This is a genomic window from Enterobacter sp. BNK-14, from assembly GCF_047456095.1.
Taxonomy (GTDB): domain Bacteria; phylum Pseudomonadota; class Gammaproteobacteria; order Enterobacterales; family Enterobacteriaceae; genus Enterobacter; species Enterobacter kobei.
In genome coordinates this window covers 423,801-447,459 of record NZ_CP179897.1, presented here as the reverse complement: position 1 = coordinate 447,459, position 23,659 = coordinate 423,801, and the positions used below count along the sequence as shown (strand labels likewise).

Sequence of the window (23,659 nt, the reverse complement as noted above, 5' to 3'; positions counted from 1 at the left end):
GTTCAGATATAGCTTTTTAGCGCAGGTTTTGCAAAGCCTGACGAAAACACAACATCGCTCGCCGCAAATTAAAAAAATAGCCGTCGGCGCGCAACGCTCACTTTCGATAGGGTAAACGTTATGGACGGTTCTACGCTGTTGCCGCTGATCGGGATACCGATCGTGGTTATTGGTTTTGCTTTGCGCTTCAACCCGCTACTGGTGGTCGTGGTCGCGGGGCTGGCTACGGGTCTGCTGGTCGGTATGGATCTCGGCATGCTGCTTGAGACCTTTGGCGAGAAGTTCGTCAATAGCCGATCGCTCGCGACCTTCATTCTGATCCTGCCGGTCATTGGTCTGCTGGAATATTACGGGCTAAAAGAGCGCGCCCAGGCCTGGGTCGCGAAGATCGCCAGCGCTACCTCGGCGCGTATTTTGATGCTCTACTTTGTCGCCCGTGAAGGCACGGCCGCGTTAGGGTTGATGTCGCTGGGCGGGCATGCCCAGACGGTACGCCCGCTGCTGGCGCCGATGGCGGAAGGGGCCGCTCTGAACGAGTATGGTGAACTGCCGCAGCATATCCGCGACAAAATCAAAGCCCATGCCGCCGCGTGTGACAATATCGCGGTCTTCTTTGGGGAAGACATTTTTATCGCCTTTGGTGCAGTGCTGCTGATTGACGCGTTCCTGAAAGAGAACGGCATTCAGGGGATTGAACCGCTGCATATCGGCCTGTGGGCCATTCCGACGGCCATTGCGGCATTGATTATTCATATGACACGCCTGCTGCGCCTGGATGCCAGTATCCGTCGTGACGTGATGGCCTGGCGTGCAGAGCAGGCAACGCAGGGGGCCGCGCAATGATGACGCTTATCACCATTAACCGCGTGTACTACCTGATTGGCTTCGTCGTAATGTTGCTGGTGGTCATGACCCTGCGCGATCGTGCGAATCCGAAGCGTTTCACCACCGCGCTTTTCTGGTTTTTATTTGGTGGGATTTTCCTGTTCGGTGATCTGATGGTTCAGGAGCTCGGCAAATCGCTGGCGTACCGGATCATCGGCGGCAGCGTTATTGTTATCGCGCTGCTGGCGGGCTTTGGTCTCGTCGGAAAGGGGCACTACAAAATGGCCTCTGACGAGGAACGGGTTGCCTCGTCAAACCGGCTCAAAAACTGGCTGTTCCTGCCCGCGCTGATGATCCCCGTGGTGACGGTTATCGGGACGCTGTTCCTGAAGGGCGTGTCGATTGGCGGCGTTTATCTTCTCGACCAGAAACAGCTCACCCTTGCGGCGCTGTGCGTGGCCTGCGTCGCGGCGATCCTCACCGGCTGGTGGCTGACGAAGGGCACGCCGCTGCACGCGATTCGCCAGTCTCGCCGTCTTGTCGATACCATCGGCTGGGCGGTGATCCTGCCGCAGATGCTGGCCATGCTGGGTGGGGTATTCGTGGCGGCCAATACCGGTGACTCCGTGCAAAAGGTAGTGAGCCTGTTTGTGAACCCGGATAACCGCTTCATGCTGGTGGTGATTTACTGCGTGGGGATGGCGCTGTTTACCATGATCATGGGTAACGCCTTTGCCGCTTTCCCGGTATTGAGTGCCGGTATCGCCTTACCGTTCCTGATTAACGTGCATCACGGTAACCCGGCGCCGCTGCTGGCGATTGGCATGTACGCAGGGTATTGCGGCACGCTGATGACGCCGATGGCCGCGAACTTCAATATCGTGCCCGCCGCGCTGCTGGAGCTGAAAGACAAATATCAGGTGATCAAGATCCAGATCCCGACCGCGTTAACCTTGCTGGTGGTGAACGTGTTCTTAATGTATTTCCTCGTTTTTCGCTAAGGAGTGGTTATGGAATTAACGCAACAACAGGCTGACGCGTTTGCCCGAATGCCTTTAACCTATTTGTGCCAGGAATACCCGAACCACATCATGCACCTGCTGAATGATGATGGTGATGTTCTGCCGCCTCGCGAACTGCACCCGATTTTCTACGGCTGTTTTGACTGGCACTCGGCCGTGCACGGCTACTGGTTGCTGCTGCGCTGCGTGCGTCTCTATCCCGAATTGCCGTGCCGGGATGAAATCGTCGCGCTATTCGACGAGCACCTGACCGAAGAGAACGTGGCTAAGGAACTGGCCTATTTTACTGCGCCGTTCCGCGCCTCGTTTGAGCGCCCGTATGGCTACGGCTGGCTGCTGGCGCTGGCCCAGGAACTGAAACAGTCTTCGCTGCCGCACGCCGCAGGCTGGTATCAGACGCTTGAACCGTTAACGCAGGATATTCGCAATCGTCTGGTGGATTACCTCGGCAAGCTCACCTATCCGATCCGCGTCGGGACGCATTACAACACGGCGTTTGCTCTGGCGCTGGCACTCGACTATGCGCGTACAGTGAGTGACAGCGGGCTTGAGCAGGCTATTCTGGCATCAGCGGAACGGTTTTATCTCGCCGACACGCGCTACCCGGCGCACTACGAGCCCGGCGGTGATGAGTATATTTCCGGTGCGCTGACAGAAGCGTTGCTGATGAGCAAGGTGGCAGATGACTTCCCGGCCTGGTTCGACGCGTTTCTGCCGGAGGTGGGCGCCGTTGCAGCCCTGATGAGCCCGGCGCAAGTGAGTGACCGTACCGACCCGAAAATTGCCCATCTGGACGGGTTAAACCTGAGCCGCGCCTGGTGTATGAAGCATATCGCAAAAGCGCTTCCCGCAAACCATCCGGCGCAGCAGGCGCTGCGTGATTCCGTGGCGAAACACCTGATGGCAAGCGTAGAGCATGTTGTCGGCAGCCACTACAGCGGCGGGCACTGGCTGGCGAGCTTTGCGCTGCTGGCGCTGGAGTAAATAAACGTGCAGCGCCGTAAGGCGCTGCATAAAATCAGGCGGATACGGACCTTACAAACCATACCTTTATCTAGTGTTACTAAACCAAAACTCCATTTAACCTAAGTTTCTTTGATTTTAAATGCGATCAATATCTTAAATAGATGTTTTCCCGTCGTTTCTCTGGAAACAGAGATCTGTTTTACTATCGCGAAGTGTATGATAATCGGCCATATAACCATGGAGAGTTGAGGGTTAATATGGCTGTTATACCTTTGTTACCAAAAGAAGGCATCGCTCTTGTATTGGCAAACATGAGGATTGCAAGAGCGCATGGTATGAGCAGGGATATGGCTATCCCTACAACCTATATTTGGTTTTATCAAAAAGTGAGAAATAAGGGGCCGTGGGATTACAAGCAAGGACACCCTGACCTGGCAAACTTTGGTAACTTCAATTATGGTTCGGCTGGATATGCCGCCGGGATACCATCAGAAATATTATTGATGGGTGCAGGATGGGCGCAGGAAAGGGCTAAAACATCCAAAAATAAATGGGGTCACTGGTATCAAAAACCCCCTTATGGGGATGATCCTCATGATCAGTTCTGGATAAAGCAAGGAATTGAATATGCGAAGAAATCCGGTTATTAAACGGCTTCATTGCTTACTCACAACGACTCTATTACTCGTTGTTTGTGGGTTTTTGACATACCAGTACTATTTCAATGCACCTCCTCACGATAGCTTTGTCAGCAAACAGAAGCTATCTGAGACCGTCACACTGTACATAACAAAGTATGATGATGGAGGAGCGACCGTGTCAGATGTTTACCGCTTCTATTTAGATAAAGATAACAGCGGAAACATTATGAAAGACCTTGAAGACCGATCACCATTCCTGGAAGCCAATACAAGCAATGTTACAGCTTCAGCTTATGGAAACACGGTAAATGTAAAAATCACGGGTAAGGTTTATTCATTCACTAATTCTGATCTGTTCTATGCAGATGGTGTAGCGATCATGCCTGTCATTAACCTCATAGCCAATGGAACAAGAGATTAATTAGCACAAGGAGTTTGAGAAATGGCTGTACCAGTTCACCTCTTTTTGAAAGACGACGGCGGAGCAATGATCCGTGGCGGTTCTGATGTTGCAAACCGTGAAGGAAGCATAGAGCTTAGAGATCTGATCCATAACTTGAGCATACCAACAGATGGAGCAACAGGTAAACTCACAGGTACAAGGCAACACTCCGCTTTCAGTTTAACAAAATCAATTGATTCATCTTCACCCTATCTATACAAAGCTGTTGCAACTGGTCAGACGCTTCAAAGTGCTGAATTAAAGTTCTATCACATCAATAATGCGGGTCAGGAAGTGGAATATTTCAACATCCTTATGGAAGGTGTGAAAGTCATTTCTATAACGCCAATAATGCACGATACAAGAGATTGCCCCGGTACCGGTCACATGGAAAATGTATCTTTGCGATATGCAAAAATCACATGGAAAATTCTGGACGGAAATATTCAGTATACTGATGCCTGGAACGAACGACCTTCAGCGTAGGCGTTATAAACATGCAGCGCCGTCAGGCGCTGCACAGAATCAGGCGGATGCCCGAACCGCAGGGCGTAGCCTGCTCAGGCTAAACAAAACCGATCCTGTGGAGGCTATGACTGCGATCCACAGCGCAACATGCACGATCCGGTCATCAAGGGTTTGGCCGGTTGTTGCCGCCAGCAGCACGCCCACCGTAGCGGCGCCGAGACACTGGCCGAATGTCCTGACGATAGACAACACGCCGGAGGCATAGCTGGCATAGTCCCGCGCCACGTTAGCGAGCATTTCCCGGTTATTGGGGCTCTGGAAGCAGCCAAACCCTATCCCGCAAACCAGGCTGCGTAGGCAGATGTTCCATACGGATGGGCTTTCAGGCAGGGTCGCCAGCAGAACCAACCCACCGACAAATATCATCAGCCCGAGGGTCGAAATCAGCGGCGCGGAAATCGTATCAGCCCAACGCCCCGCGTGCGGCGCAATCAGCACAATACCTATCGGCCACGGGGTAAAGAGCAGCGCAGAAACCACCGGACTGTAGCCATACACGCTCTGAAACAGGAACGGCAGCGCGACAAAGGTGATGCCCTGGCTCACAAACGAGGCCAGCGAGGTTAGCGCAGCGAGGGTAAAGCGTCCGTTTTGGAATATGACGGGCGGAAATAAAGGGTGACTTGCCCGCCGAATCCGCCAGATAAAGGCGAGGGCGCTCATCAGCGCGAGAAGTCCCCAGCCGATGGCTTCGTGATTAATGTGCTGCGTGACGCGCTGAAGACTGTTGGCCGTCATGATCGTGGCTCCCAGAAATGTTGCGGAGAGCACCGCGCCTGGCGCATCAAAGGAGGATTTATCACCCGCTGATTCCTTCGGTAAAGCGTGCCATGCCAGCAGCAGGGCGATGCAGCCTGGAATAAGGTTAATGGCGAACAGCCATTGCCAGCTCAGCGCGTTCAGAATCGTTCCGCCCAGCACCGGGGCTATCGCCGTGCTGGAGGCGATAAGCAGGGCGTGCAGCCCCAGAACGCGGCCAAGCAGTCTGCCGGGGAAAACGGATCGCAGGATTGCCGGGGCGATGCTCAGGGTGGCCGCGCCGCCGATGCCCTGCAGAATACGCATTCCGATCAGCACATCCGGGGTCTTCGCCAGCGCGCAGCCGAGAGAGGTAAGCGTAAAGGTAGCAAGCCCGGCCAGAAACACCGGGCGATAGCCCACGCGCGCCGCCAGCGCGGCAAAGATGGCGAGGGTCATGGCCGCTGACAGCAAATAACCGTTGGCGAACCAGACAGCAACATTGGCAGGAACCTGCATTGCGCTTGCCATGGAGGGGAGCGCGATGTTGATCATCGTTCCGTCAAAGACCCCCATCAGCGTGGTGGTCATCACGGCGGCCAGGACCCGGGCGCGCTCATGCCCGGATAAACCTTCATCGCCGGGCAGGTTTGAAAATAGCGTCATCGTCGTTACTCCAGATAAGAATAGTAATGACGAAACTATAATCATCAGGTATACAGGGCGGAAGACGCAGCATTTGCACTTAAACGTTGCATATAACGCCTTATCTGAGGATTCCTCGTGACCGATCCTGACTTTAATCTGCTTGTCGCGCTCGATGTCCTGCTGGCCGAAGCCAGCGTGGCGGGCGCGGCGCGACGCTTAAACCTGAGCACCTCCGCCATGAGCCGAACCCTGAGCAGGCTGCGGGAGGTCACCGGCGATCCTATTCTGGTTCGGGCGGGTCGTCAGATGGTGCTGACCCCCTGGGCGGAAGCCACACGGGATCGCGCCCGCAACGCCGTACACGAGGCGAGGGCGGTGCTCCAGCCCTCCAGCGATACGCTGAAGGTCGAGAATCTGGCGCGCCTGTTCACCATCAGAGCCAACGACGGTTTTGTGGTGGCGTTTGGGCCACTGCTTATTGCCGCAGTCGCGAGTGTTGCCCCCGACGTTTGTATCCGTTTCTCCCCGAAACCTGAAAAAACATCGCGCTATCTGCGAGAGGGGCTTGTCGATCTGGAAATCGGCGTGCAGAGCAATATGGGTCCTGAAATACGTCTGCAACGGCTGTTTCAGGACAGGTTTGTTGGCGCAGTGCGCCAGGGGCATCCACTGGCTTCGCGCCCGTCAGTTAGCCTGCAGGATTATATCTCCTGGGGGCATGTGGTGGCCTCGCCCGACGGATCGTTACACGGGTTTGTCGATGACGCGCTGGCGGAGCGCGGGATGAAACGTAACGTCGCCAGCGTTGTGCCCGGTTTCCCGACGGCGTTATCCGTGGCGTTGGCCTCCGATCTGATTGCCATGGTCCCGGCGCTGTATTTGCTCAATCAGCCCATGTCAGAACGCGTACACGTCTTTGAACTGCCGTTTAAAACCCGGAGCATTACCGTCTCACAGATGTGGCATCCGCGCATGGAAAAGGATCCCGCGCACCGGTGGCTCAGGGAGAAGGTGCTGGAAGTGTGTCGGCCGGTTCGCTGACCGATTAAACGGTTTTCTTCGGCACGGAAAGTATAAAGCGCGTCGATACCGCATCGGATTCCACACGGATTTTTCCGTGATGGGCGCTGACGATGGATTTCACGATGGCAAGGCCGATGCCGCTGCCTTCGCCTTTACGCTGTCTTGATGGATCCACCCGGTAAAATCGGTCAAACAGCCTTGGCAGATGTTCTTCCGGGATCGGCACGCCGGGGTTGGCAACCACCAGTTCAACATTGTTTTCCTGCTCTCGGAGTGAGACGGTCACCGCTTTTCCTTCCGGCGTATAGCGCAGGGCATTGGATAACAGATTGTTAATCGCCCTTCTGAACATCTGCGGATCGCCTTCTGTCAGGCAGGGCATTCCGTTAAATTTCAGCGTGACGTTACGTTCTTCCGCCCAGGCTTCGAAGAAATCGAACACTTTCATGACTTCAGCGCGCAAATCAAAGATCGCCCGGTCCGGGATGAGCTGATTATTATCCGCCTGCGCCAGGAACAGCATGTCGCTGACCATCCGGGTCATTCGGTTGTACTCTTCAAGGCTGGAATACAGCACATCTTCCAACTCCTTCTGAGAACGGTTCTGGCTCAGCGCAATTTCCGTTTGCGTCACCAGATTGGTAACAGGTGTTCTGATCTCATGCGCGATATCGGCGGAAAAATTGGCCTGGCGGGTAAAGACATCTTCTATTTTTTCAATCATATGGTTGAAAGAGATCACCAGCTGTTCCAGCTCAACGGGCACGCGGGACGGTTCAAGTCGCGCGTCGAGATTCTCTGAGGTGATATTTTTAATGGCGGTGCTGACGTTACGCAGAGGCAGATGGCCCTGGCGTACCGCAATACGAATGACAACAATAATCAGCAGACTGATTGCCGCGGCAATCGCGAAGAGATTCTTCTTCAGGGCATCCAGGTAGTGCAGATGAAAATTAATGGAGAGGCCAATCAGCATCACGTAGTCCTGCGATTTGCCCTGCAATGTCGCCGTGCCTGACGAGGCGATAATCCGGTACGTGTCCATTTTCATGTCGGGCCCCGCGTGCATGGAAGCAGAAGAGTCCTCCACCGTCCACAGAAAGACATCCTGGGTGCGACGGTGCACGTTAAAATCCGGTGTATTCATCGCAGGGCGTAATGCTGCCCCGTGTGCCGAGCTGAACAGGGTATTTCCCTGCGGATCCACAAGCAGAACGGCAACGTTGCGGTAACTGGCGATCGACTCGTTGAGTTTACTGATTTTCTTCCGCTCGGGTTCGGCAGGTGACTGTAGGATACGGTGCATCGCGATGCTGATTTGCTGCAGATCGCTGATGTCCTGCTCAGCAAAATGATTTTCAACGGAATGCACCATAAACCACGTGAAGGCGAAAAACGCCAGGATCGTGGAGAGACTGATAAAAAAGGTCAGCCGAAGAGCCAGCGAAAAAGGGCGCCGGAAAGGCTTAATGCGCATCCGGCGCCTCCAGCATATAGCCCACACCGCGCACCGTCTGGATCAGCTTGTGTTCATAATCGTTATCGATTTTTGCCCGAAGCCGTTTTACCGCCACATCAATGGCGTTCGTATCGCTGTCAAAGTTCATGTCCCACACCTGAGAGGCAATCAGGGAGCGGGGCAGCACTTCTCCCTGATGACGAAGGAAAAACTCCAGCAGGCTGAACTCCTTACTGGTTAACAGGATGCGATTCCCCGCCCGGCTCACTTTTCTCGACACGAGGTCAACCGTCAGGTCAGCCACCTGAAGCTGGCTTTCCGCAATCACCGTATTTCCGCGCCTCAGCAGCGTTCTTACCCGGGCGAGAAGTTCAGCAAAGGCAAAAGGCTTAATCAGATAATCATCCGCACCCAGCTCAAGCCCTTTGACCCGGTGTTCAATGGTGCCGAGCGCCGTGAGGAGCAGTATGGGCATTCCTTTCCCGGCCGAACGCAGCATGCGGACAATATCCCAGCCGTTCACGTCGGGAAGCATAATATCCAGAACCAGCAGATCGTATTCCGCAGTCATGGCGAGATGGTAACCGTTGAGGCCATTGTCAGCGTGGTCGACGATAAACCCCGCTTCAGTCAGTCCCTTGCTGAGGTATTCACCGGTTTTCATTTCGTCTTCGACGATCAGTATCTTCATCTTGCTCCCCTGACTGGCTGCTGACGACATTCTATTGTGCTCGCGGCCGTTAACAATGACTTACGTTAAAAATGACAACATTGTCATTATCCTGTCACCCGTCAAACAGGATGCGTTCAGTAGAGTGACCCTAAAAATACTCTGGACTTCATTTGAACCATTATGTTCCTGTTAAAACGACTTAGCATCAGTACGGTATTTTTCCTGACAGGCTGCGTCTCGCTGGCGCCTGAGTACCAGCGACCCGCGTCACCGGTGCCCCAGCAGTTTTCGTTATCCCGAAATGGCCTGACACCTGCGGTGGCGGGGTATCAGGATACCGGCTGGCGTCACTTTTTTGTCGACCCCCAGGTCGTTGGGCTGATCAGCGAAGCCCTGGAAAACAACCGCGATTTAAAAATGGCCGCCCTGAAGGTTGAGGAAGCCCGGGCGCAGTTCACGGTGACGGATGCGGATCGTTATCCTCAGCTGAATGCCTCCTCGGGTATCACCTATAGCGGCAGTCTGAAAAGTGACAAACCTGCCTCGCAGCAGTACGACGCAGGTCTTGCAGTAAGCTATGAACTCGATTTCTTCGGCAAGCTCAGGAACATGAGCGAGGCTGACAGACAAAACTTTTTTGCCAGCGAAGAAGCCCGTCGTGCGGTGCATATTCTGCTCATCTCTAACGTGTCGCAGAGCTATTTCAACCAGCAGCTGGCCAATAAACAACGCCGTATTGCGCAGGAGACGCTGAAGAATTACCAGCAATCTTACGCGTTCGTTGAGCAACAGCTGGTGACCGGCAGTACAAACGTCCTGGCGCTGGAGCAGGCCCGGGGGCAGATTGAAAGCACTCAGGCAGAGATAGCCAAAAGAGAGGGTGAGTTGGCGCAGGCCAATAATGCCCTGCAGCTGGTCCTCGGAACGTATCGCGCACTGCCGGGCAACAGCGGCATGAACGCCAGCGATATTGCGCCGGTCAGGCTGCCGCCTCATCTTTCATCAGCGATACTGCTGCAGCGCCCGGATATTATGGAGGCGGAGTATCAGCTTAAAGCGGCCGATGCGAATATCGGTGCGGCACGTGCTGCCTTTTTCCCGTCCATTTCACTGACCAGCGGACTTTCAACGGGCAGCACGGAACTCTCCAGCCTTTTCACAACGGGCAGTGGGATGTGGAATTTTATCCCTAAAATTGATATCCCCCTGTTTAATGCAGGCAGAAATAAAGCCAACCTGAAGCTGGCTGAAATTCGCCAGCAGCAGTCGGTTGTGAATTACGAACAAAAAATTCAGTCCGCCTTTAAACAGGTTGCTGACGCGCTCGCGCTGCGGGAAAGTATTAACCAGCAAATTAATGCCCAGCAGCGGTATCTTGATTCGCTAAATATCACCCTGCAACGTGCCAGAGGGTTATATTCCAGCGGTGCGGTGAGCTATATCGAAGTGCTTGATGCAGAACGTTCTCTGTTCTCCACGCAGCAAACTCTTCTCGACCTTATTTATGCCCGTCAGGTGAATGAAATAACGCTCTTCACCGCACTGGGTGGCGGTTGGGTCGAATAAATTCATTTAATTAAACAGGAAAGTAAAAATGCGTAATTCACTTAAAACCGTTGTACTCGGTGCGATCGCCGTAATGTTTTCTGCCAGCCTTCAGGCCGAGGTTCATCAGCACGCAGGAATGAATGTTGCCAGTGACGGAACCTCAGAGCAGATTATTAAGGGGACCGGCATTATCAAGGATATTGATCTCACGAGTAAAAAAGTCACTATTGCCCATGATGCTATCCCGGCGGTGGGCTGGCCCGCGATGACGATGCGCTTCACCTTTCTTCAGGCTGACGAGAGTATTTCGGCCCTGAAAGTCGGTAGCCACGTTGATTTTTCGTTTGTCCAGCAGGGCAATATCTCTTTACTGAAGAGCATTAAATAGCGAGAAGTAGCATGGCATCTTTAAAAATAAAATACGCTGCCATGATAGTCAGCAGCCTTATTGCAGGAGGGCTGATATCCGTCACGGCATGGCAGCATATTCACGCCTCTGCAAAACCAGAAAATCAGGTTTCTGAAAGAAAGGTACTTTTCTGGTATGACCCGATGAAGCCAGACGTTAAATTCGATAAACCTGGCAAATCACCGTTTATGGATATGGATCTGGTGCCAAAATATGCGGATGAAAATGATGATAAAAGCGGTGCCGGAATACGCATTGACCCCACGCAGGTCCAGAACCTGGGGTTAAAAACGCAAAAAGTCACCCGCGGAACGCTGAATTATAGCCAGACGATCCCAGCCAATGTCAGTTATAACGACTATCAGTTTGTTATTGTGCAGGCGCGCGCGGAAGGTTTCGTTGAGAAAGTATACCCGTTGACGATCGGCGACCATGTCAGGAAAGGCACGCCGCTGATTGATATCACCATTCCGGACTGGGTAGAGGCGCAGAGTGAGTTTTTGCTGTTATCCGGTACCGGTGGAACGCCTGTGCAAATCAAAGGCGTACTTGAACGTCTTCGGCTGGCCGGGATGCCGGATGAAGATATTCAGAAGCTAAGGGCGACCCGAACTATCCAGACCCGATTTACCATCAAGGCTCCCATTGACGGGGTTATCACGGCGTTTGACCTGCGCACCGGCATGAATATTTCAAAAGATAAGGTGGTCGCTCAAATTCAGGGGATGGATCCGGTCTGGATCGGCGCGGCGGTCCCTGAGTCTATTGCTTATCTGCTGAAAGACACGTCGCAGTTTGAGATTTCAGTACCCGCTTACCCTGATAAATCCTTCCCGGTTGAAAAATGGAACCTTCTGCCGAGCGTGGATCCCAGCACCCGTACGCTGCAGGTGCGCCTGCAGGTCTCCAACAAAGACGAGCGTCTGAAACCGGGCATGAATGCGTATCTCAAACTGAATACGCAAAGTCCGGAGATGCTGTTGATCCCGTCCCAGGCCGTTATTGATACCGGCAAGGAACAGCGCGTGATTACCGTCGATGAAGAGGGGCATTTTGTGCCGAAACCGATCCACGTTCTGCATGAATCTCAGCAGCAGTCCGGTATTGGTTCAGGCCTCAACGAAAGGGAGACGGTGGTGGTTAGCGGTCTGTTCCTGATTGACTCCGAGGCCAATATTACCGGCGCGCTGGAGCGCATGCGTCACGCTGAAACAGCAGACAACACGCATTCAGGTCATTAAGGGGACGATGATGATTGAATGGATTATCCGGCGGTCCGTCGCCAACCGTTTCCTGGTGATGATGGGGGCGCTGTTTCTTAGCATCTGGGGCGCATGGACCATCATCAACACACCGGTCGATGCCTTGCCCGACCTGTCTGACGTTCAGGTGATTATCAAAACCAGCTATCCTGGCCAGGCCCCGCAGATAGTTGAAAATCAGGTGACCTATCCGCTCACTACCACCATGCTGTCGGTACCGGGTGCCAAAACCGTGCGCGGTTTTTCTCAGTTTGGTGATTCGTATGTGTATGTCATTTTTGAAGACGGTACTGATTTGTACTGGGCCCGGTCGCGCGTACTGGAGTACCTGAACCAGGTTCAGGGCAAACTGCCTGCTGGCGTGAGTTCAGAAATTGGCCCGGATGCCACGGGGGTGGGCTGGATATTTGAATATGCGCTGGTCGATCGTTCCGGTAAGCACGATCTCGCAGAATTGCGCTCTTTGCAGGACTGGTTCCTGAAATTTGAGTTAAAAACCATCCCCAACGTGGCTGAAGTGGCATCGGTTGGCGGTGTGGTTAAGCAGTATCAGATCCAGGTCAATCCGTTAAAACTGGCCCAGTACGGCATAAGCCTGCCGGAGGTTAAGCAGGCCCTTGCGTCGTCGAACCAGGAAGCAGGGGGATCGTCGGTTGAAATGGCGGAAGCAGAGTATATGGTCCGGGCCAGCGGCTATCTACAGACGATAGACGATTTCAATAATATCGTGCTGAAAACCAGTGAGAACGGTGTCCCGATTTACCTGCGCGATGTTGCTCGCGTACAAACGGGGCCGGAAATGCGCCGCGGTATTGCTGAGCTGAACGGGCAGGGGGAAGTGGCGGGTGGCGTGGTGATCCTGCGCTCGGGCAAAAATGCGCGTGAAGTCATTACGGCGGTGAAGGATAAGCTGGAGACGCTGAAGGCCAGCCTGCCGGAAGGCGTCGAGATTGTGACGACCTACGATCGCAGCCAGTTAATCGACAGAGCTATCGATAACCTGAGCGGCAAGCTGATTGAAGAATTTATCGTGGTGGCCATCGTCTGTGCGCTGTTCCTCTGGCATGTCCGCTCTGCGCTGGTGGCGATTGTCTCTCTGCCGCTCGGCCTGTGTATTGCCTTTATTGTGATGCATTTTCAGGGACTGAACGCCAACATCATGTCGCTGGGGGGCATTGCCATTGCCGTCGGTGCGATGGTGGATGCGGCCATTGTGATGATTGAAAACGCGCACAAACGGCTGGAAGAGTGGGATCATCAGCATCCGGAAGAGCAGATCGACAACGCCACCCGCTGGAAGGTGATCACCAATGCCTCTGTGGAAGTGGGGCCCGCACTGTTTATCAGCCTGCTGATCATCACCTTATCGTTTATTCCCATCTTTACCCTTGAGGGACAGGAAGGGCGACTGTTTGGTCCACTGGCCTTCACGAAAACGTACTCCATGGCGGGGGCGGCCATGCTCGCCATCATCGTTATCCCCATCCTGATGGGCTTCTGGATCCGCGGAAAAATCCCCGCAGAGAACAGTAACCCGCTGAACCGGCTGCTGATTAACGCCTATCATCCGCTGCTGATCAGGGTTCTCCACTGGCCAAAAGCCACCCTGTTGGTTGCAGCCTTATCTATCTTCACGGTTATCTGGCCGCTGAGCCAGGTGGGCGGTGAGTTTTTACCGAAGATCAACGAAGGCGACCTGCTGTATATGCCCTCGACCTTGCCCGGTGTGTCTCCGGCAGAAGCGGCGGCGCTCCTGCAAACCACGGACAAACTCATCAAAACGGTGCCTGAAGTGGCGTCTGTTTTCGGCAAGACAGGTAAGGCAGAAACGGCAACGGATTCCGCACCGCTTGAAATGGTGGAAACCACGATTCAGCTCAAACCAGAGGATCAGTGGCGGCCCGGCATGACGATTGACAAGATTATTGACGAACTGGATAACACCGTTCGTTTGCCTGGCCTGGCTAACCTGTGGGTTCCGCCTATTCGTAACCGCATTGATATGCTCTCCACCGGGATCAAAAGCCCGATAGGTATCAAAGTGTCCGGTACCGTTCTGTCTGATATCGACACCACGGCGCAGCGCATCGAGGCGGTCGCCAAAACGGTGCCCGGCGTGGTGTCTGCTCTGGCGGAACGCCTGGAGGGCGGGCGTTACATTGATGTGGATATTAACCGGGAAAAAGCCGCCCGCTACGGAATGACGGTGGGCGATGTGCAGCTGTTTGTCTCTTCGGCCATTGGCGGCGCAACGGTAGGTGAAACGGTGGAAGGCGTCGCCCGCTACCCGATCAATATTCGTTATCCTCAGGACTACCGGAGCAGCCCGAATGCGTTAAAACAGATGCCTATCCTGACGCCGATGAAACAGCAGATCACGCTGGGCGATGTGGCTGATATTAAGGTTGTTTCCGGCCCCACGATGTTGAAAACGGAGAATGCCCGGCCAGCCAGCTGGATTTACATCGATGCACGGGGCAGGGATATGGTATCGGTGGTGAACGACATTAAGACGGCCATCAGTCAGAACGTGAAGCTGATGCCAGGTACCAGCGTGTCTTTCTCCGGACAATTTGAGCTTCTCGAACATGCCAATAAGAAGCTGAAACTGATGGTACCGATGACGGTGATGATCATCTTCATTTTACTTTACCTGGCGTTTCGTCGCGTGGATGAAGCAATGCTGATCCTGATGAGTCTGCCGTTCGCCCTGGTCGGTGGAATATGGTTTCTCTACTGGCAGGGTTTCCATATGTCAGTCGCAACCGGAACCGGATTTATCGCCCTGGCCGGGGTCGCAGCGGAATTTGGGGTCGTTATGCTGATGTATTTACGTCATGCCATTGAAGCGCAACCGGAACTGTCCCGTCGGGAAACGTTCACAGAACAAGGGCTTGATGAAGCACTATATCATGGTGCCGTGCTCCGTGTGCGGCCAAAGGCCATGACCGTCGCGGTGATCATTGCGGGCCTGCTGCCAATACTTTGGGGGACTGGTGCCGGTTCGGAAGTCATGAGCCGGATAGCGGCGCCCATGATCGGCGGGATGATCACAGCGCCGCTGTTATCGCTGTTTATCATTCCTGCGGCTTACAAGTTGATTTGGTTGCGCAGGCATAACTCAGCGACAATCGTTCGCGAAGATGACAGGGGGCCCAATACCTGATAAGTTAGCTATTCAATATGCTATTCATAAAGCGATTCACTACGATGATAAACCGATCCGAAACGTTACGACAACTGCTGAGGCAAGGCCCAATATCGGTAAGACAACTAATTGATATTATGGGTATTAGCCAGCCAACCATCTCCAGGGCGATTAAAGCACTTGGCGATGAGGTTGTTCGGATCGGCTCCGGTCCATCTATTCACTATGTGCTACGCGATACGCGTCGGGGGTTCAGTTCGGCCCCCATTTACCGCATAACGGAAGAGGGCCAGGTTAAACCGCTGGGCAGACTCGTTCCGGTTTATCCAGACGGATTTGTAATGGAGCAAACGGACGGTATTTGCCTCCATAGCGACGGGTTGCCGTGGTGGCTGTTTGACATGCGGCCCCAGGGATATCTTGGCCGCGCGTATGCCTCCCGATTTTCATTCGAACTGGGCCTGCCGGCAAATCCAGAGAGCTGGAGTGATTCGGATGTTATCAGGGCATTGCTGGCACACGGACACGATGCGGTGGGGAATCTGTTAATAGGTGAACAGGCGCGGAACCATTTTGTGGAGATGCCGTCGCCTGTAGCCGTGGATCGGCCCACGGCATACCCGGCGCTGGCGCTGGCCGTTAGCTCCGGAGAGGTGCCGGGTTCCTCCGCTGGTGGTGAACAACCCAAATTTTGCACCTATACAGAACGAGGTCACGTCATCGTGAAATTCACGGCGCCGGACGATAACCCTATTAGCGAACGCTGGCGGGATCTGTTGCTGGCGGAACACGTTGCATTAAAGGTGCTCGGCGTCGAAACAGAGGTGTTTGATTTTGGCGGACAGCGCTTCCTCGAAATCCCGCGCTTCGATCGCACAGGCGCGCTTGGTCGCAATGGTCTCTTTTCTTTACGAGCGCTGGAAGCGGAATTTGTCGGCCGGGCGAGAGAGACATGGCCCGTGCTGGTTAATGAGCTGGTAAAGCAGGGCTGCGTTCACCCTGATGCGGTGGCCGCTACGGCACGGCTTTGGGCGTTTGGCATGCTGATTGGCAATACCGACATGCACCACGGTAATCTGTCGTTCATCAGCGCGCATGGCCGACCTTACCATCTTGCGCCAGCCTATGACATGCTGCCCATGGGATTTGCACCTAAGTCAGGTGGCGGAATGGTGAATACGCTTCGTCCGGCATCGCTTCCTGAGGTGATAGAGGGAGATACCTGGCACGAGGCGCTGGAACTGGCTGAGCGTTTTTATGCTTTGGCCAGCAATTGCGACCGTTTCTCTGCCAGTTTTACGCCATGCATGGTGGCGTTACGCGCACATATTGACGACGCGGGGGCGAGGATAGCGCGCCTGGGATGATGCGCATGGAGAGATGCATTTTTATGGACTAAGGAAGATATCACAGAAGGTATGGAGACCTGGAGTGTCTCAATATTGTATTTAACATAATATACATTATGCGCACTTGCATTAGGTAAGGCGAAATCTGGCGTTTCGTGGCTGTCATTGTCCTGAATGCTGATAGTCTCTGAAAGCGTCTCCGTTGACCATCTCACAGTGCCTTCCGCTTTTGCTCAGAGTTTCAATCCTGCGTGTTTAGAAAAAGTTGAACGATGCCTGATATACTTCGGCTTTTGGAAAACGCAGCCCTGAGCAAATGGAAATTGAATTAAATAAAAGCGTTAAAGAACGAATCTTCCATGCTGTCATTTTTGAAGTCATAGCTAACGTTATCATCGCGCTGTCGCTTGCCTGGTTGATGAACGTTTCGATACTTCAGTCTGGCTCGCTGTCCGTGATATCTGCACTGACCGCGACGGCATGGAATTTTGTTTTTAATAAACTCTTTGACTCGCTGCAGAAAAAATACCGCTTTCAACGAACCTTCCTTGTTCGTGCTATCCATGCGGTGGGTTTTGAAACAGGACTGATCATCACCTTAATCCCCGTTGCGATGGTTATGCTGGATTTACCCCTCACTGAGGCATTTTTCGTTGAGATTGGACTGGTGCTGTTTTTCCTGCCATACACAATGCTGTTTAACTGGCTATACGATTACCTGCGTTGGATGTTCGTTGGACGGAGGCGTTCGGCTTCGTTGCAATAGCCCTTCTGCCTAAGTGATTACATGCTTTGTCATGCATGATTTTGCACGATAATGCACGAAAACATTTCATAACGCGGCGGTAATCTCGTAAGATATTGTCTGCAAACGTGCAACTTCATGCAATCACACTGACAGAGGTATCTATGACACAACAGCTCATTTTAATTGCCGGCCCCTATCGAAGCGGCACCGATGGCCTTCAGGCGCGCATTGATGAGAATCTTGCGCGTCTCGAAAACGCCGCATTAGCCGTATACCAGCGTGGTCACGTTCCGGTCATTGGCGAATGGCTGGCTCTGCCGCTGGCGAAGGCCGTGGGCTCGACATCGTTGGGAGATGACATCGCAGAATCAATGCTTTACCCCGTAGCTCACCGGCTCATCGCAAAATGCGATGCGATTTATCGGATTGCCGGTGCGTCTAAGGGGGCGGATATGGACATTGAAGTGGCCAGGGAACTTGGCCTCACGATTTATACTACGCTGGAGAGCATTCCTCAGGCTTAACGATGACCGTGCCAGTCAGTCATCTGACTGGCTCATGAGGAAGCCAGTACGACCGATACCCCTTTTTCGGATAGCGTATGCACCCAGCCACGATCGGTATCGTCTTCGACGACAAGGGTATTCGCTAAGGATACGTCCCCAATCACAAACGATGACGCCGTATTGATTTTTTCCGGTGAAGCCAGAACAACCGTCTCGGCCGCTCTGCCGGAAAATGCACGTTTGATGCACGCCTCTTCGAAATCGCCCGTGGTCAACCCTGCTTCCGGATGGATCCCGGTCACGCCCATAAAGAACAGATCGGCATGAATGTTTTCGATACCTTCGATGGCCGCCGCGCCGACTGCAACAATCGAGTGTTTATACAAACGGCCGCCAATCAGAATCACTTCAATAGCGGGATGATTAACCAGCCCCAGAGCAATGCTCGGACTGTGCGTCACCACGGTAATACGCAAATCAGGCGGTAAGAAAGTAATCAGTTCAGAGGTGGTCGTTCCACCGTCAATGATCACTACCTGGCCCGAAGAAATCAGCTGCGCGCCCTTCTGCGCTACCTTTCTTTTGGCATCCATTTTAACGGACTGACGCTCTGCAAAAGGTACAATAGCGGAAGACGACGGCAGCGCACCGCCGTGAACACGCTGTAAACGCCCTTCTGCCGCCAGCTCGCGTAAATCACGCCGGATGGTGTCCTCAGAGACATCAAAGAGAATGCTGAGCGCTTTAGACTGGACCTGGCCTTCGGCGCCGAGCTTCTCTAGTATCAATTGTTTTCGCTGACTGGTGAGCATTCTGGATTCCTGATATTGCATGATAAATCTTGAAACTGCACGTTAATGCTGTTATTGATCGTTACTCTACGTAAGGAGGACAAAACGTGCAATCGAAACGTGCAGATGTGCGCATCATTAACGATGAAATATTGTCAGATAACTGGTACTTACTCAAAAAATATACCTTTGACCATCAACGACGCGATGGCGAATGGCAGCGACAAACACGTGAAGTCTATGACCGGGGGAATGGCGCGACTATTCTGCTCTACAACCGTGATAAAAAAACGGTGATTCTGACTCGCCAGTTCCGTTTCCCGGTCTTTATCAATGGTCATCAGGGTGATCTGATCGAGGCTGCTGCGGGCCTGCTCGACAATATGGATCCAGAGAGCCGAATAAAGGCAGAAGCGGAAGAAGAGACCGGGTTTAAGGTGTCGAGCGTGCAGAAAATCTTTGAAGCCTATATGAGCCCGGGTTCCGTTACGGAGAAACTCTACTTCTACCTTGCCGAATATCAGCCAAAGGATAAAACCAGCGCAGGCGGCGGTATCAAAGCGGAGGGTGAGGATATCGACGTGCTGGAGCTCCCCTTTGAGGACGCTTTGCGGGGCATTGAAACGGGCATGATTGTTGACGGGAAAACCATCATGCTGCTCTATCATGTTGCACTGAAAGGCATTCTGTAATCTGACCTTGTTGCGGCACCTGTCCCGGTGCAGGTGCCGGCCTGTGCTATCCTTGCTGGTACACGCAAAAAGGAGATCTAAAGATGGCCGACTGGAACCCTTCTCTTTATCTGCAATACGGTGCTGAACGCACGCGTCCTGCCGCTGAGCTACTCGCCAGAATCCCACTGGATGACGTCGCCACCCTCGCCGATTTGGGCTGTGGTCCGGGAAACAGCACGGCGCTGTTGCGCCATCGCTGGCCGAACGCACAGATTACCGGGGTCGATAACTCGCCTGCCATGCTGGAAGAGGCGCGCAGTGCGCTGCCGGGCTGCCGCTTTGTTGAGTCCGATATCCGCCAGTATAAGCCGGACCAGGCGCTGAATTTGATTTATGCCAATGCCTCATTGCAATGGGTTCCAGACCATTACGATCTTCTGCCTCACCTTGTTTCTCTCCTCGCGCTTAATGGCGTCCTGGCGATCCAGATGCCGGACAACTGGCTTGAGCCTACTCACGTAGCCATGCGCGAAGTGGCCCTGGAGCAAGACTATCCTGACCGCGGTAGAGAACCGCTGCCTGGGGTCCATGCCTACTATGACATTTTGTCCGAAGCCGGGTGTGAGGTGGATATCTGGCGGACGACCTATTTCCATAAAATGCGCTCGCATCAGGCCATCATTGACTGGGTCAGCGCCACCGGGTTACGCCCATGGCTCCAGGAACTGAACGAGCACGAACAGAAACGTTTCCTGAAACGCTACCATGAACTACTGGAAGAGCAGTATCCGCTCCAGGAAAACGGGCAGATACTGCTGGCTTTTCCTCGGTTGTTTATGGTTGCTCAGCGTCAACCCTGAGGCGGTAATCAGGAACGGGCTTCTTTCAGCAGCTGTTGAATCACCTGTTCCTGTTTATCGTAATTTCCCTCCCCAAAGGAGGTGTAGCGCAGCTGCCCTTTAGCATCAAAGTAATAATGCGCTGGCCAGTACTGGTTGCCGAAAGCATTCCAGATTTGGTAATTATTATCCGTCACAACCCGATACGGCAGCTGCCATTTATTCACCGCATTTTTTACCGACGAAATCGGTTTCTCCCACGGATATTCCGGGGTATGAACCCCAATCACGACCAGACCTTCCGACTGATACTTTGTGGCCCAGTCGCGCACATGCGGAAGCGTATGCTGGCAATTAATGCAGTCCCAGGTCCAGAAATCAATCAGGACCACCTTCCCGCGCAGCGATTCAGACGTGACAGGGTCACCGTTTATCCACCCTGTTCCACCGCTCAACGACGGCAGCTGGCTACTCGGCTCGGTCATCACCACCGGCTGGAGCTTCACCGCTTGTGTAGCGGGTTTTGCCAGATTCAGCAGCGTGGTTTCAAGACGGTCCGCCACCCCATTTGCGCCTTTCAGAACAGACGTCATTCCGGTCGCGTTAAAGACGACAGCCGCTAACATCACCACGCCAGCCCCCTGGCGAAGCTTCGCCATCAGCGCCGATTTTGCTCTCAGTGGTGCCATCAGCGTGCGGCCTCCGAGAACGAGTAAACCCAGCATTAACGCGCATCCACTGCCGTAGGCGGCAAGTAACGCCCCTGTCGCGATGGCTGAATGTCCCGCAATATTAAGGCTGAATATCGCCCCCAGAATGGGACCTGCGCAGGGGGACCAGAGCAACCCGACCGCCAGCCCGGCCAGAAAAGCAGATGCCATGCCGCGTGTTTGTCCGCTTCGGGTGTTCAGGACGTTTCCCGCGCTGACTGCTGGCCCGGCAATTCGCTGGGCAAAGGAGGGAAAAATTAACGCCAGCGCGGCCGTAGCCAGAATGATAAGCGCGATCCAGCGTCCAACGACGGTGGCTTCAGCTATCCACTCGCTGGCGACGGTGACAACCATCGCAACCAGGGTGAACATCACGATCATCCCCGCGAGCAGTGCCATAATATGTCGTCTTTGCCCCTGAAAACCGGCAAACAGGAGGGGAATAACCGGGAGCGTACATGGACTGAGCAGGCTTATCATCCCGCCCAGAAAAGCAATTATCAAAAACATAGAGACCTCACGATACAAGTCCTGCGACGCTGCAGTGAGGCTATTTCATCGTGCGGATGTGTTCAGGATATGTGTAAAAGCGCGGGTTTTGTCTGGCTCTGTATCTTCCCGGAAGGCAGATACAAAGCCATACAATTAACGTCGTGGGAGCGTAACGGAGACATCCAGCCCGCCCTCGGCGCGGTTCACCAGCTTCAGCTTGCCGTCCAGCTGTGCGGTCAGTTGCGCAGCAATTGCCAGACCCAGTCCGGTTCCACCGGTATCACGGTTGCGCGATGTTTCAACCCGATAAAACGGCTGCAATACGGCCTCCAGTTCGGCATCGGGTATTCCCGGGCCGCCATCAATAATGTGGATCACCACCTCACTGGCGGATGAATCATCAATGACAATGTTGGCGCGCTCGCCAAATTTCAGGGCGTTATCCAGCAGGTTGGTCATCACCCGGCGAAGCGCCTGCGGACGCGTGACAATCGGCAAACGGGATTCGCCCGCCTGAAATTGCACGTTTTTACCGATGTCCTGATAATCACAGGCGATGCTGTTTATCCAGGCATTAAGTTCCAGCTTCAGCGATGTCTCTTCCAGTGATTCTGATGACCGGGCATAGGCAATTCCCTCGCGCACCAGACGCGACATATTATCAAGGTCATCCATGAGCTTGTCGCGCAGTTCAGGGTGTTCCGCCATTTCGACCCGCAGCTTCATGCGGGTAATCGGCGTCTGGAGATCGTGCGAAATGGAGGCCAGAATCTGCGCACGTTCCCGGAGATAAGACTGAATACGTGCCTGCATGGCGTTGAAGGCATGGGCAGCCCGTTGTACCTCAAGCGGCCCTTTCTCGGTCATTGGCGTATTGGCCGCCGGATCCAGGGCGTCAACCGCGCGGGTAAACTGTGAAAAAGGCCGCACTACCTGCCGCACGGCAAACCAGGAGCAGGCCGCGAGCAGCAACAGTTGCAGGATGAGAACAACGGGCAGCCAGCTGGCGACCGGTGGCATGCGCGGGATCAGATCAATGGTCAACGGCGCGCCGTCGTGTAACGTAAGATGCGCCTGGATATGTGAAATGGCGCCAGGAACAGCCGTAAAGCTGAGCGGGTATTGTGCTGCCAGTGTCGCTTTTAGGGTACGGATGGCATCCCGGGAACGCATATCCGTCGGTGCGTTGCCCGGCTCACCCGGACCGAGGATATAACGATAGTTACCCCGCTCAAGGCGCGGCAGCCAGGCCGCCCGTTCAGTGGCCGGCAAGCGGTCTAAAATGGCCACGCTGGTCGCGACATCGTATTCCAGGTTACCGAGCATCACCGTGCGGGCGCTGTGCATTCGTTCTATCATGACCAGCGTCAGGCTCAGGGCGTTGGCCAGCAACAGGCCGGGAAGCACAATGATCAGCAAACGGGCCAACAGTGAGCGTGGCCAGAACCTCATTCGTTCGCCTCTTTGATCGTGACCGGCATGGTAAACACATAGCCCTCGCTGCGCACGGTTTTAATATAGGCGGGTGTACGCGCATCTTCATTCAGGCGTTGACGTACCCGGCTGACCAGCAGATCGATAGAACGTTCAAACAGTTCGGCGTCGCGCCCCTGCGTCAGGTTGAGCAGTTGATCGCGAGTCAACACGCGCTGAGGATGATCGAGGAAAACGCGCAGCAGGCGATACTCCGCCCCGCTGAGCGCCACAATCACCCCTTCCGGGTCTATCAGGTGGCGGGCAACGGTATCGAGCTCCCATTCACCAAACGTCACCAGTCGCCCTGCTTCTGTTACCTGTAAATTGGGCGGCATTGTACGAAAACGGCGTAAAATCGCTTTGATTCGCGCCAGCAATTCGCGCGCAACAAAAGGCTTCACAACGTAATCATCCGCGCCCATCTCCAGCCCCAGGATCCTGTCCGTCTCCTCATTACGCGCCGTCAGCATCAGGATAGGCAGATCTTTATGTTTGCCGACACGCAGTTGCCGACACAGCGTAAGACCGTCATCGCCGGGCATCATGACGTCCAGCACCACCAGGTCGATATGCTGTTTATCCAGCACGGCGCGCATCTCCTTGCCGTTGGCCGCGCCGGAGGCGCGATAACCGGACTTAACGAGATAGTCGACAATCAGTTCACGAATATCCCTGTCGTCATCGACGACAAGGATATGGTCAATATGCTCCACCGAAATCTCCAGACTGAAGGGTAACGTAT

The 23,659-nt window shown here is 54.0% G+C and carries 23 protein-coding genes; 16 read left to right on the top strand and 7 right to left on the bottom strand.

Annotated features, from left to right (window positions below):
• Nucleotides 1-120 precede the first annotated feature (120 nt).
• The 6 genes from ACMGGM_RS02135 to ACMGGM_RS02110 all read left to right on the top strand — a co-directional run bounded on the left by ACMGGM_RS02135 (nt 121) and on the right by ACMGGM_RS02110 (nt 4,382).
• A complete protein-coding gene (locus ACMGGM_RS02135; protein ID WP_045134013.1) occupies nt 121-843 on the top strand; it encodes a DUF969 domain-containing protein in 723 nt (240 codons plus the stop codon).
• Nucleotides 840-1,826, top strand: a complete 987-nt coding sequence (locus ACMGGM_RS02130; protein ID WP_023330441.1) for a DUF979 domain-containing protein — start codon at nt 840-842, stop codon at nt 1,824-1,826. The genes ACMGGM_RS02135 and ACMGGM_RS02130 overlap by 4 nt, the downstream gene beginning before the upstream one ends.
• Nucleotides 1,827-1,835: 9 nt before the next feature.
• Nucleotides 1,836-2,831 carry a DUF2891 domain-containing protein gene (locus tag ACMGGM_RS02125; RefSeq protein WP_045134014.1) on the top strand — a complete coding sequence of 332 codons (996 nt, stop codon included), beginning with the start codon at nt 1,836-1,838 and terminating at the stop codon, nt 2,829-2,831.
• A 239-nt stretch (nt 2,832-3,070) separates the two neighbouring features.
• Complete coding sequence (locus ACMGGM_RS02120) at nt 3,071-3,463, top strand: polymorphic toxin type 44 domain-containing protein (RefSeq protein WP_045134015.1); 393 nt, start codon at nt 3,071-3,073, stop codon at nt 3,461-3,463.
• Nucleotides 3,464-3,629: 166 nt separating this feature from the next.
• Nucleotides 3,630-3,875 carry a hypothetical protein gene (locus tag ACMGGM_RS02115; protein WP_237755545.1) on the top strand — a complete coding sequence of 82 codons (246 nt, stop codon included), beginning with the start codon at nt 3,630-3,632 and terminating at the stop codon, nt 3,873-3,875.
• A gap of 21 nt (nt 3,876-3,896) precedes the next feature.
• Nucleotides 3,897-4,382, top strand: coding sequence for an Hcp family type VI secretion system effector (locus tag ACMGGM_RS02110; protein ID WP_045134017.1), 486 nt, complete (start codon nt 3,897-3,899; stop codon nt 4,380-4,382).
• 39 nt (nt 4,383-4,421) lie between these two features.
• On the opposite strand, the gene ACMGGM_RS02105 is transcribed toward ACMGGM_RS02110, so the two are convergent.
• Nucleotides 4,422-5,828: an MFS transporter gene (locus tag ACMGGM_RS02105; RefSeq protein WP_045134018.1), complete on the bottom strand. Its 1,407-nt coding sequence runs from the start codon at nt 5,826-5,828 to the stop codon at nt 4,422-4,424.
• A 117-nt stretch (nt 5,829-5,945) separates the two neighbouring features.
• Here ACMGGM_RS02105 and ACMGGM_RS02100 point away from each other — a divergent pair, with 117 nt between their 5' ends.
• Nucleotides 5,946-6,851 (top strand): LysR family transcriptional regulator, encoded by a 906-nt coding sequence (locus ACMGGM_RS02100; protein ID WP_014883862.1) that lies wholly within the window; start codon nt 5,946-5,948, stop codon nt 6,849-6,851.
• Between the two features lie 4 nt (nt 6,852-6,855).
• On the opposite strand, the gene ACMGGM_RS02095 is transcribed toward ACMGGM_RS02100, so the two are convergent.
• A complete protein-coding gene (locus tag ACMGGM_RS02095; protein ID WP_045134019.1) occupies nt 6,856-8,310 on the bottom strand; it encodes a Cu(+)/Ag(+) sensor histidine kinase in 1,455 nt (484 codons plus the stop codon).
• Nucleotides 8,300-8,983, bottom strand: coding sequence for a copper/silver response regulator transcription factor (locus ACMGGM_RS02090; protein ID WP_045134020.1), 684 nt, complete (start codon nt 8,981-8,983; stop codon nt 8,300-8,302). The genes ACMGGM_RS02095 and ACMGGM_RS02090 overlap by 11 nt, the downstream gene beginning before the upstream one ends.
• Before the next feature lie 162 nt (nt 8,984-9,145).
• Here ACMGGM_RS02090 and ACMGGM_RS02085 point away from each other — a divergent pair, with 162 nt between their 5' ends.
• The 7 genes from ACMGGM_RS02085 to ACMGGM_RS02055 all read left to right on the top strand — a co-directional run bounded on the left by ACMGGM_RS02085 (nt 9,146) and on the right by ACMGGM_RS02055 (nt 17,953).
• Nucleotides 9,146-10,531, top strand: a complete 1,386-nt coding sequence (locus ACMGGM_RS02085; protein ID WP_063614286.1) for an efflux transporter outer membrane subunit — start codon at nt 9,146-9,148, stop codon at nt 10,529-10,531.
• Nucleotides 10,532-10,559: 28 nt separating this feature from the next.
• Entirely contained in the window at nt 10,560-10,901 is a 342-nt protein-coding gene (gene cusF / locus ACMGGM_RS02080; protein WP_045134022.1) for a cation efflux system protein CusF, read from the top strand.
• Nucleotides 10,902-10,912: 11 nt separating this feature from the next.
• Nucleotides 10,913-12,163 carry an efflux RND transporter periplasmic adaptor subunit gene (locus ACMGGM_RS02075; RefSeq protein WP_414149089.1) on the top strand — a complete coding sequence of 417 codons (1,251 nt, stop codon included), beginning with the start codon at nt 10,913-10,915 and terminating at the stop codon, nt 12,161-12,163.
• A 10-nt stretch (nt 12,164-12,173) separates the two neighbouring features.
• Nucleotides 12,174-15,350, top strand: a complete 3,177-nt coding sequence (silA, locus tag ACMGGM_RS02070; protein WP_063614284.1) for a Cu(+)/Ag(+) efflux RND transporter permease subunit SilA — start codon at nt 12,174-12,176, stop codon at nt 15,348-15,350.
• 44 nt (nt 15,351-15,394) lie between these two features.
• Entirely contained in the window at nt 15,395-16,699 is a 1,305-nt protein-coding gene (yjjJ, locus tag ACMGGM_RS02065) for a type II toxin-antitoxin system HipA family toxin YjjJ (RefSeq protein ID WP_063943334.1), read from the top strand.
• Between the two features lie 298 nt (nt 16,700-16,997).
• Nucleotides 16,998-17,447, top strand: coding sequence for a PACE efflux transporter (locus ACMGGM_RS02060; protein ID WP_045134025.1), 450 nt, complete (start codon nt 16,998-17,000; stop codon nt 17,445-17,447).
• A gap of 143 nt (nt 17,448-17,590) precedes the next feature.
• Entirely contained in the window at nt 17,591-17,953 is a 363-nt protein-coding gene (locus tag ACMGGM_RS02055) for a DUF4406 domain-containing protein (protein ID WP_063943142.1), read from the top strand.
• A gap of 32 nt (nt 17,954-17,985) precedes the next feature.
• Here the strand turns inward: ACMGGM_RS02055 and ACMGGM_RS02050 are convergent, their stop codons facing one another.
• On the bottom strand, nt 17,986-18,747 hold the full coding sequence (locus ACMGGM_RS02050; protein ID WP_014883850.1) for a DeoR/GlpR family DNA-binding transcription regulator: 762 nt from the start codon (nt 18,745-18,747) through the stop codon (nt 17,986-17,988).
• An 86-nt stretch (nt 18,748-18,833) separates the two neighbouring features.
• Here ACMGGM_RS02050 and ACMGGM_RS02045 point away from each other — a divergent pair, with 86 nt between their 5' ends.
• A complete protein-coding gene (locus ACMGGM_RS02045; protein ID WP_014883849.1) occupies nt 18,834-19,418 on the top strand; it encodes a GDP-mannose pyrophosphatase nudK in 585 nt (194 codons plus the stop codon).
• Between the two features lie 83 nt (nt 19,419-19,501).
• Complete coding sequence (gene tam, locus ACMGGM_RS02040) at nt 19,502-20,260, top strand: trans-aconitate 2-methyltransferase (protein ID WP_014883848.1); 759 nt, start codon at nt 19,502-19,504, stop codon at nt 20,258-20,260.
• 8 nt (nt 20,261-20,268) lie between these two features.
• On the opposite strand, the gene ACMGGM_RS02035 is transcribed toward tam, so the two are convergent.
• The 3 genes from ACMGGM_RS02035 to ACMGGM_RS02025 all read right to left on the bottom strand — a co-directional run bounded on the left by ACMGGM_RS02035 (nt 20,269) and on the right by ACMGGM_RS02025 (nt 23,630).
• Nucleotides 20,269-21,459: a cytochrome c biogenesis protein/redoxin gene (locus tag ACMGGM_RS02035; RefSeq protein ID WP_023330428.1), complete on the bottom strand. Its 1,191-nt coding sequence runs from the start codon at nt 21,457-21,459 to the stop codon at nt 20,269-20,271.
• A 135-nt stretch (nt 21,460-21,594) separates the two neighbouring features.
• Nucleotides 21,595-22,893 carry an ATP-binding protein gene (locus ACMGGM_RS02030; protein WP_023330427.1) on the bottom strand — a complete coding sequence of 433 codons (1,299 nt, stop codon included), beginning with the start codon at nt 22,891-22,893 and terminating at the stop codon, nt 21,595-21,597.
• Nucleotides 22,890-23,630, bottom strand: coding sequence for a response regulator (locus ACMGGM_RS02025; protein ID WP_014883845.1), 741 nt, complete (start codon nt 23,628-23,630; stop codon nt 22,890-22,892). The genes ACMGGM_RS02030 and ACMGGM_RS02025 overlap by 4 nt, the downstream gene beginning before the upstream one ends.
• Nucleotides 23,631-23,659 lie beyond the last annotated feature (29 nt).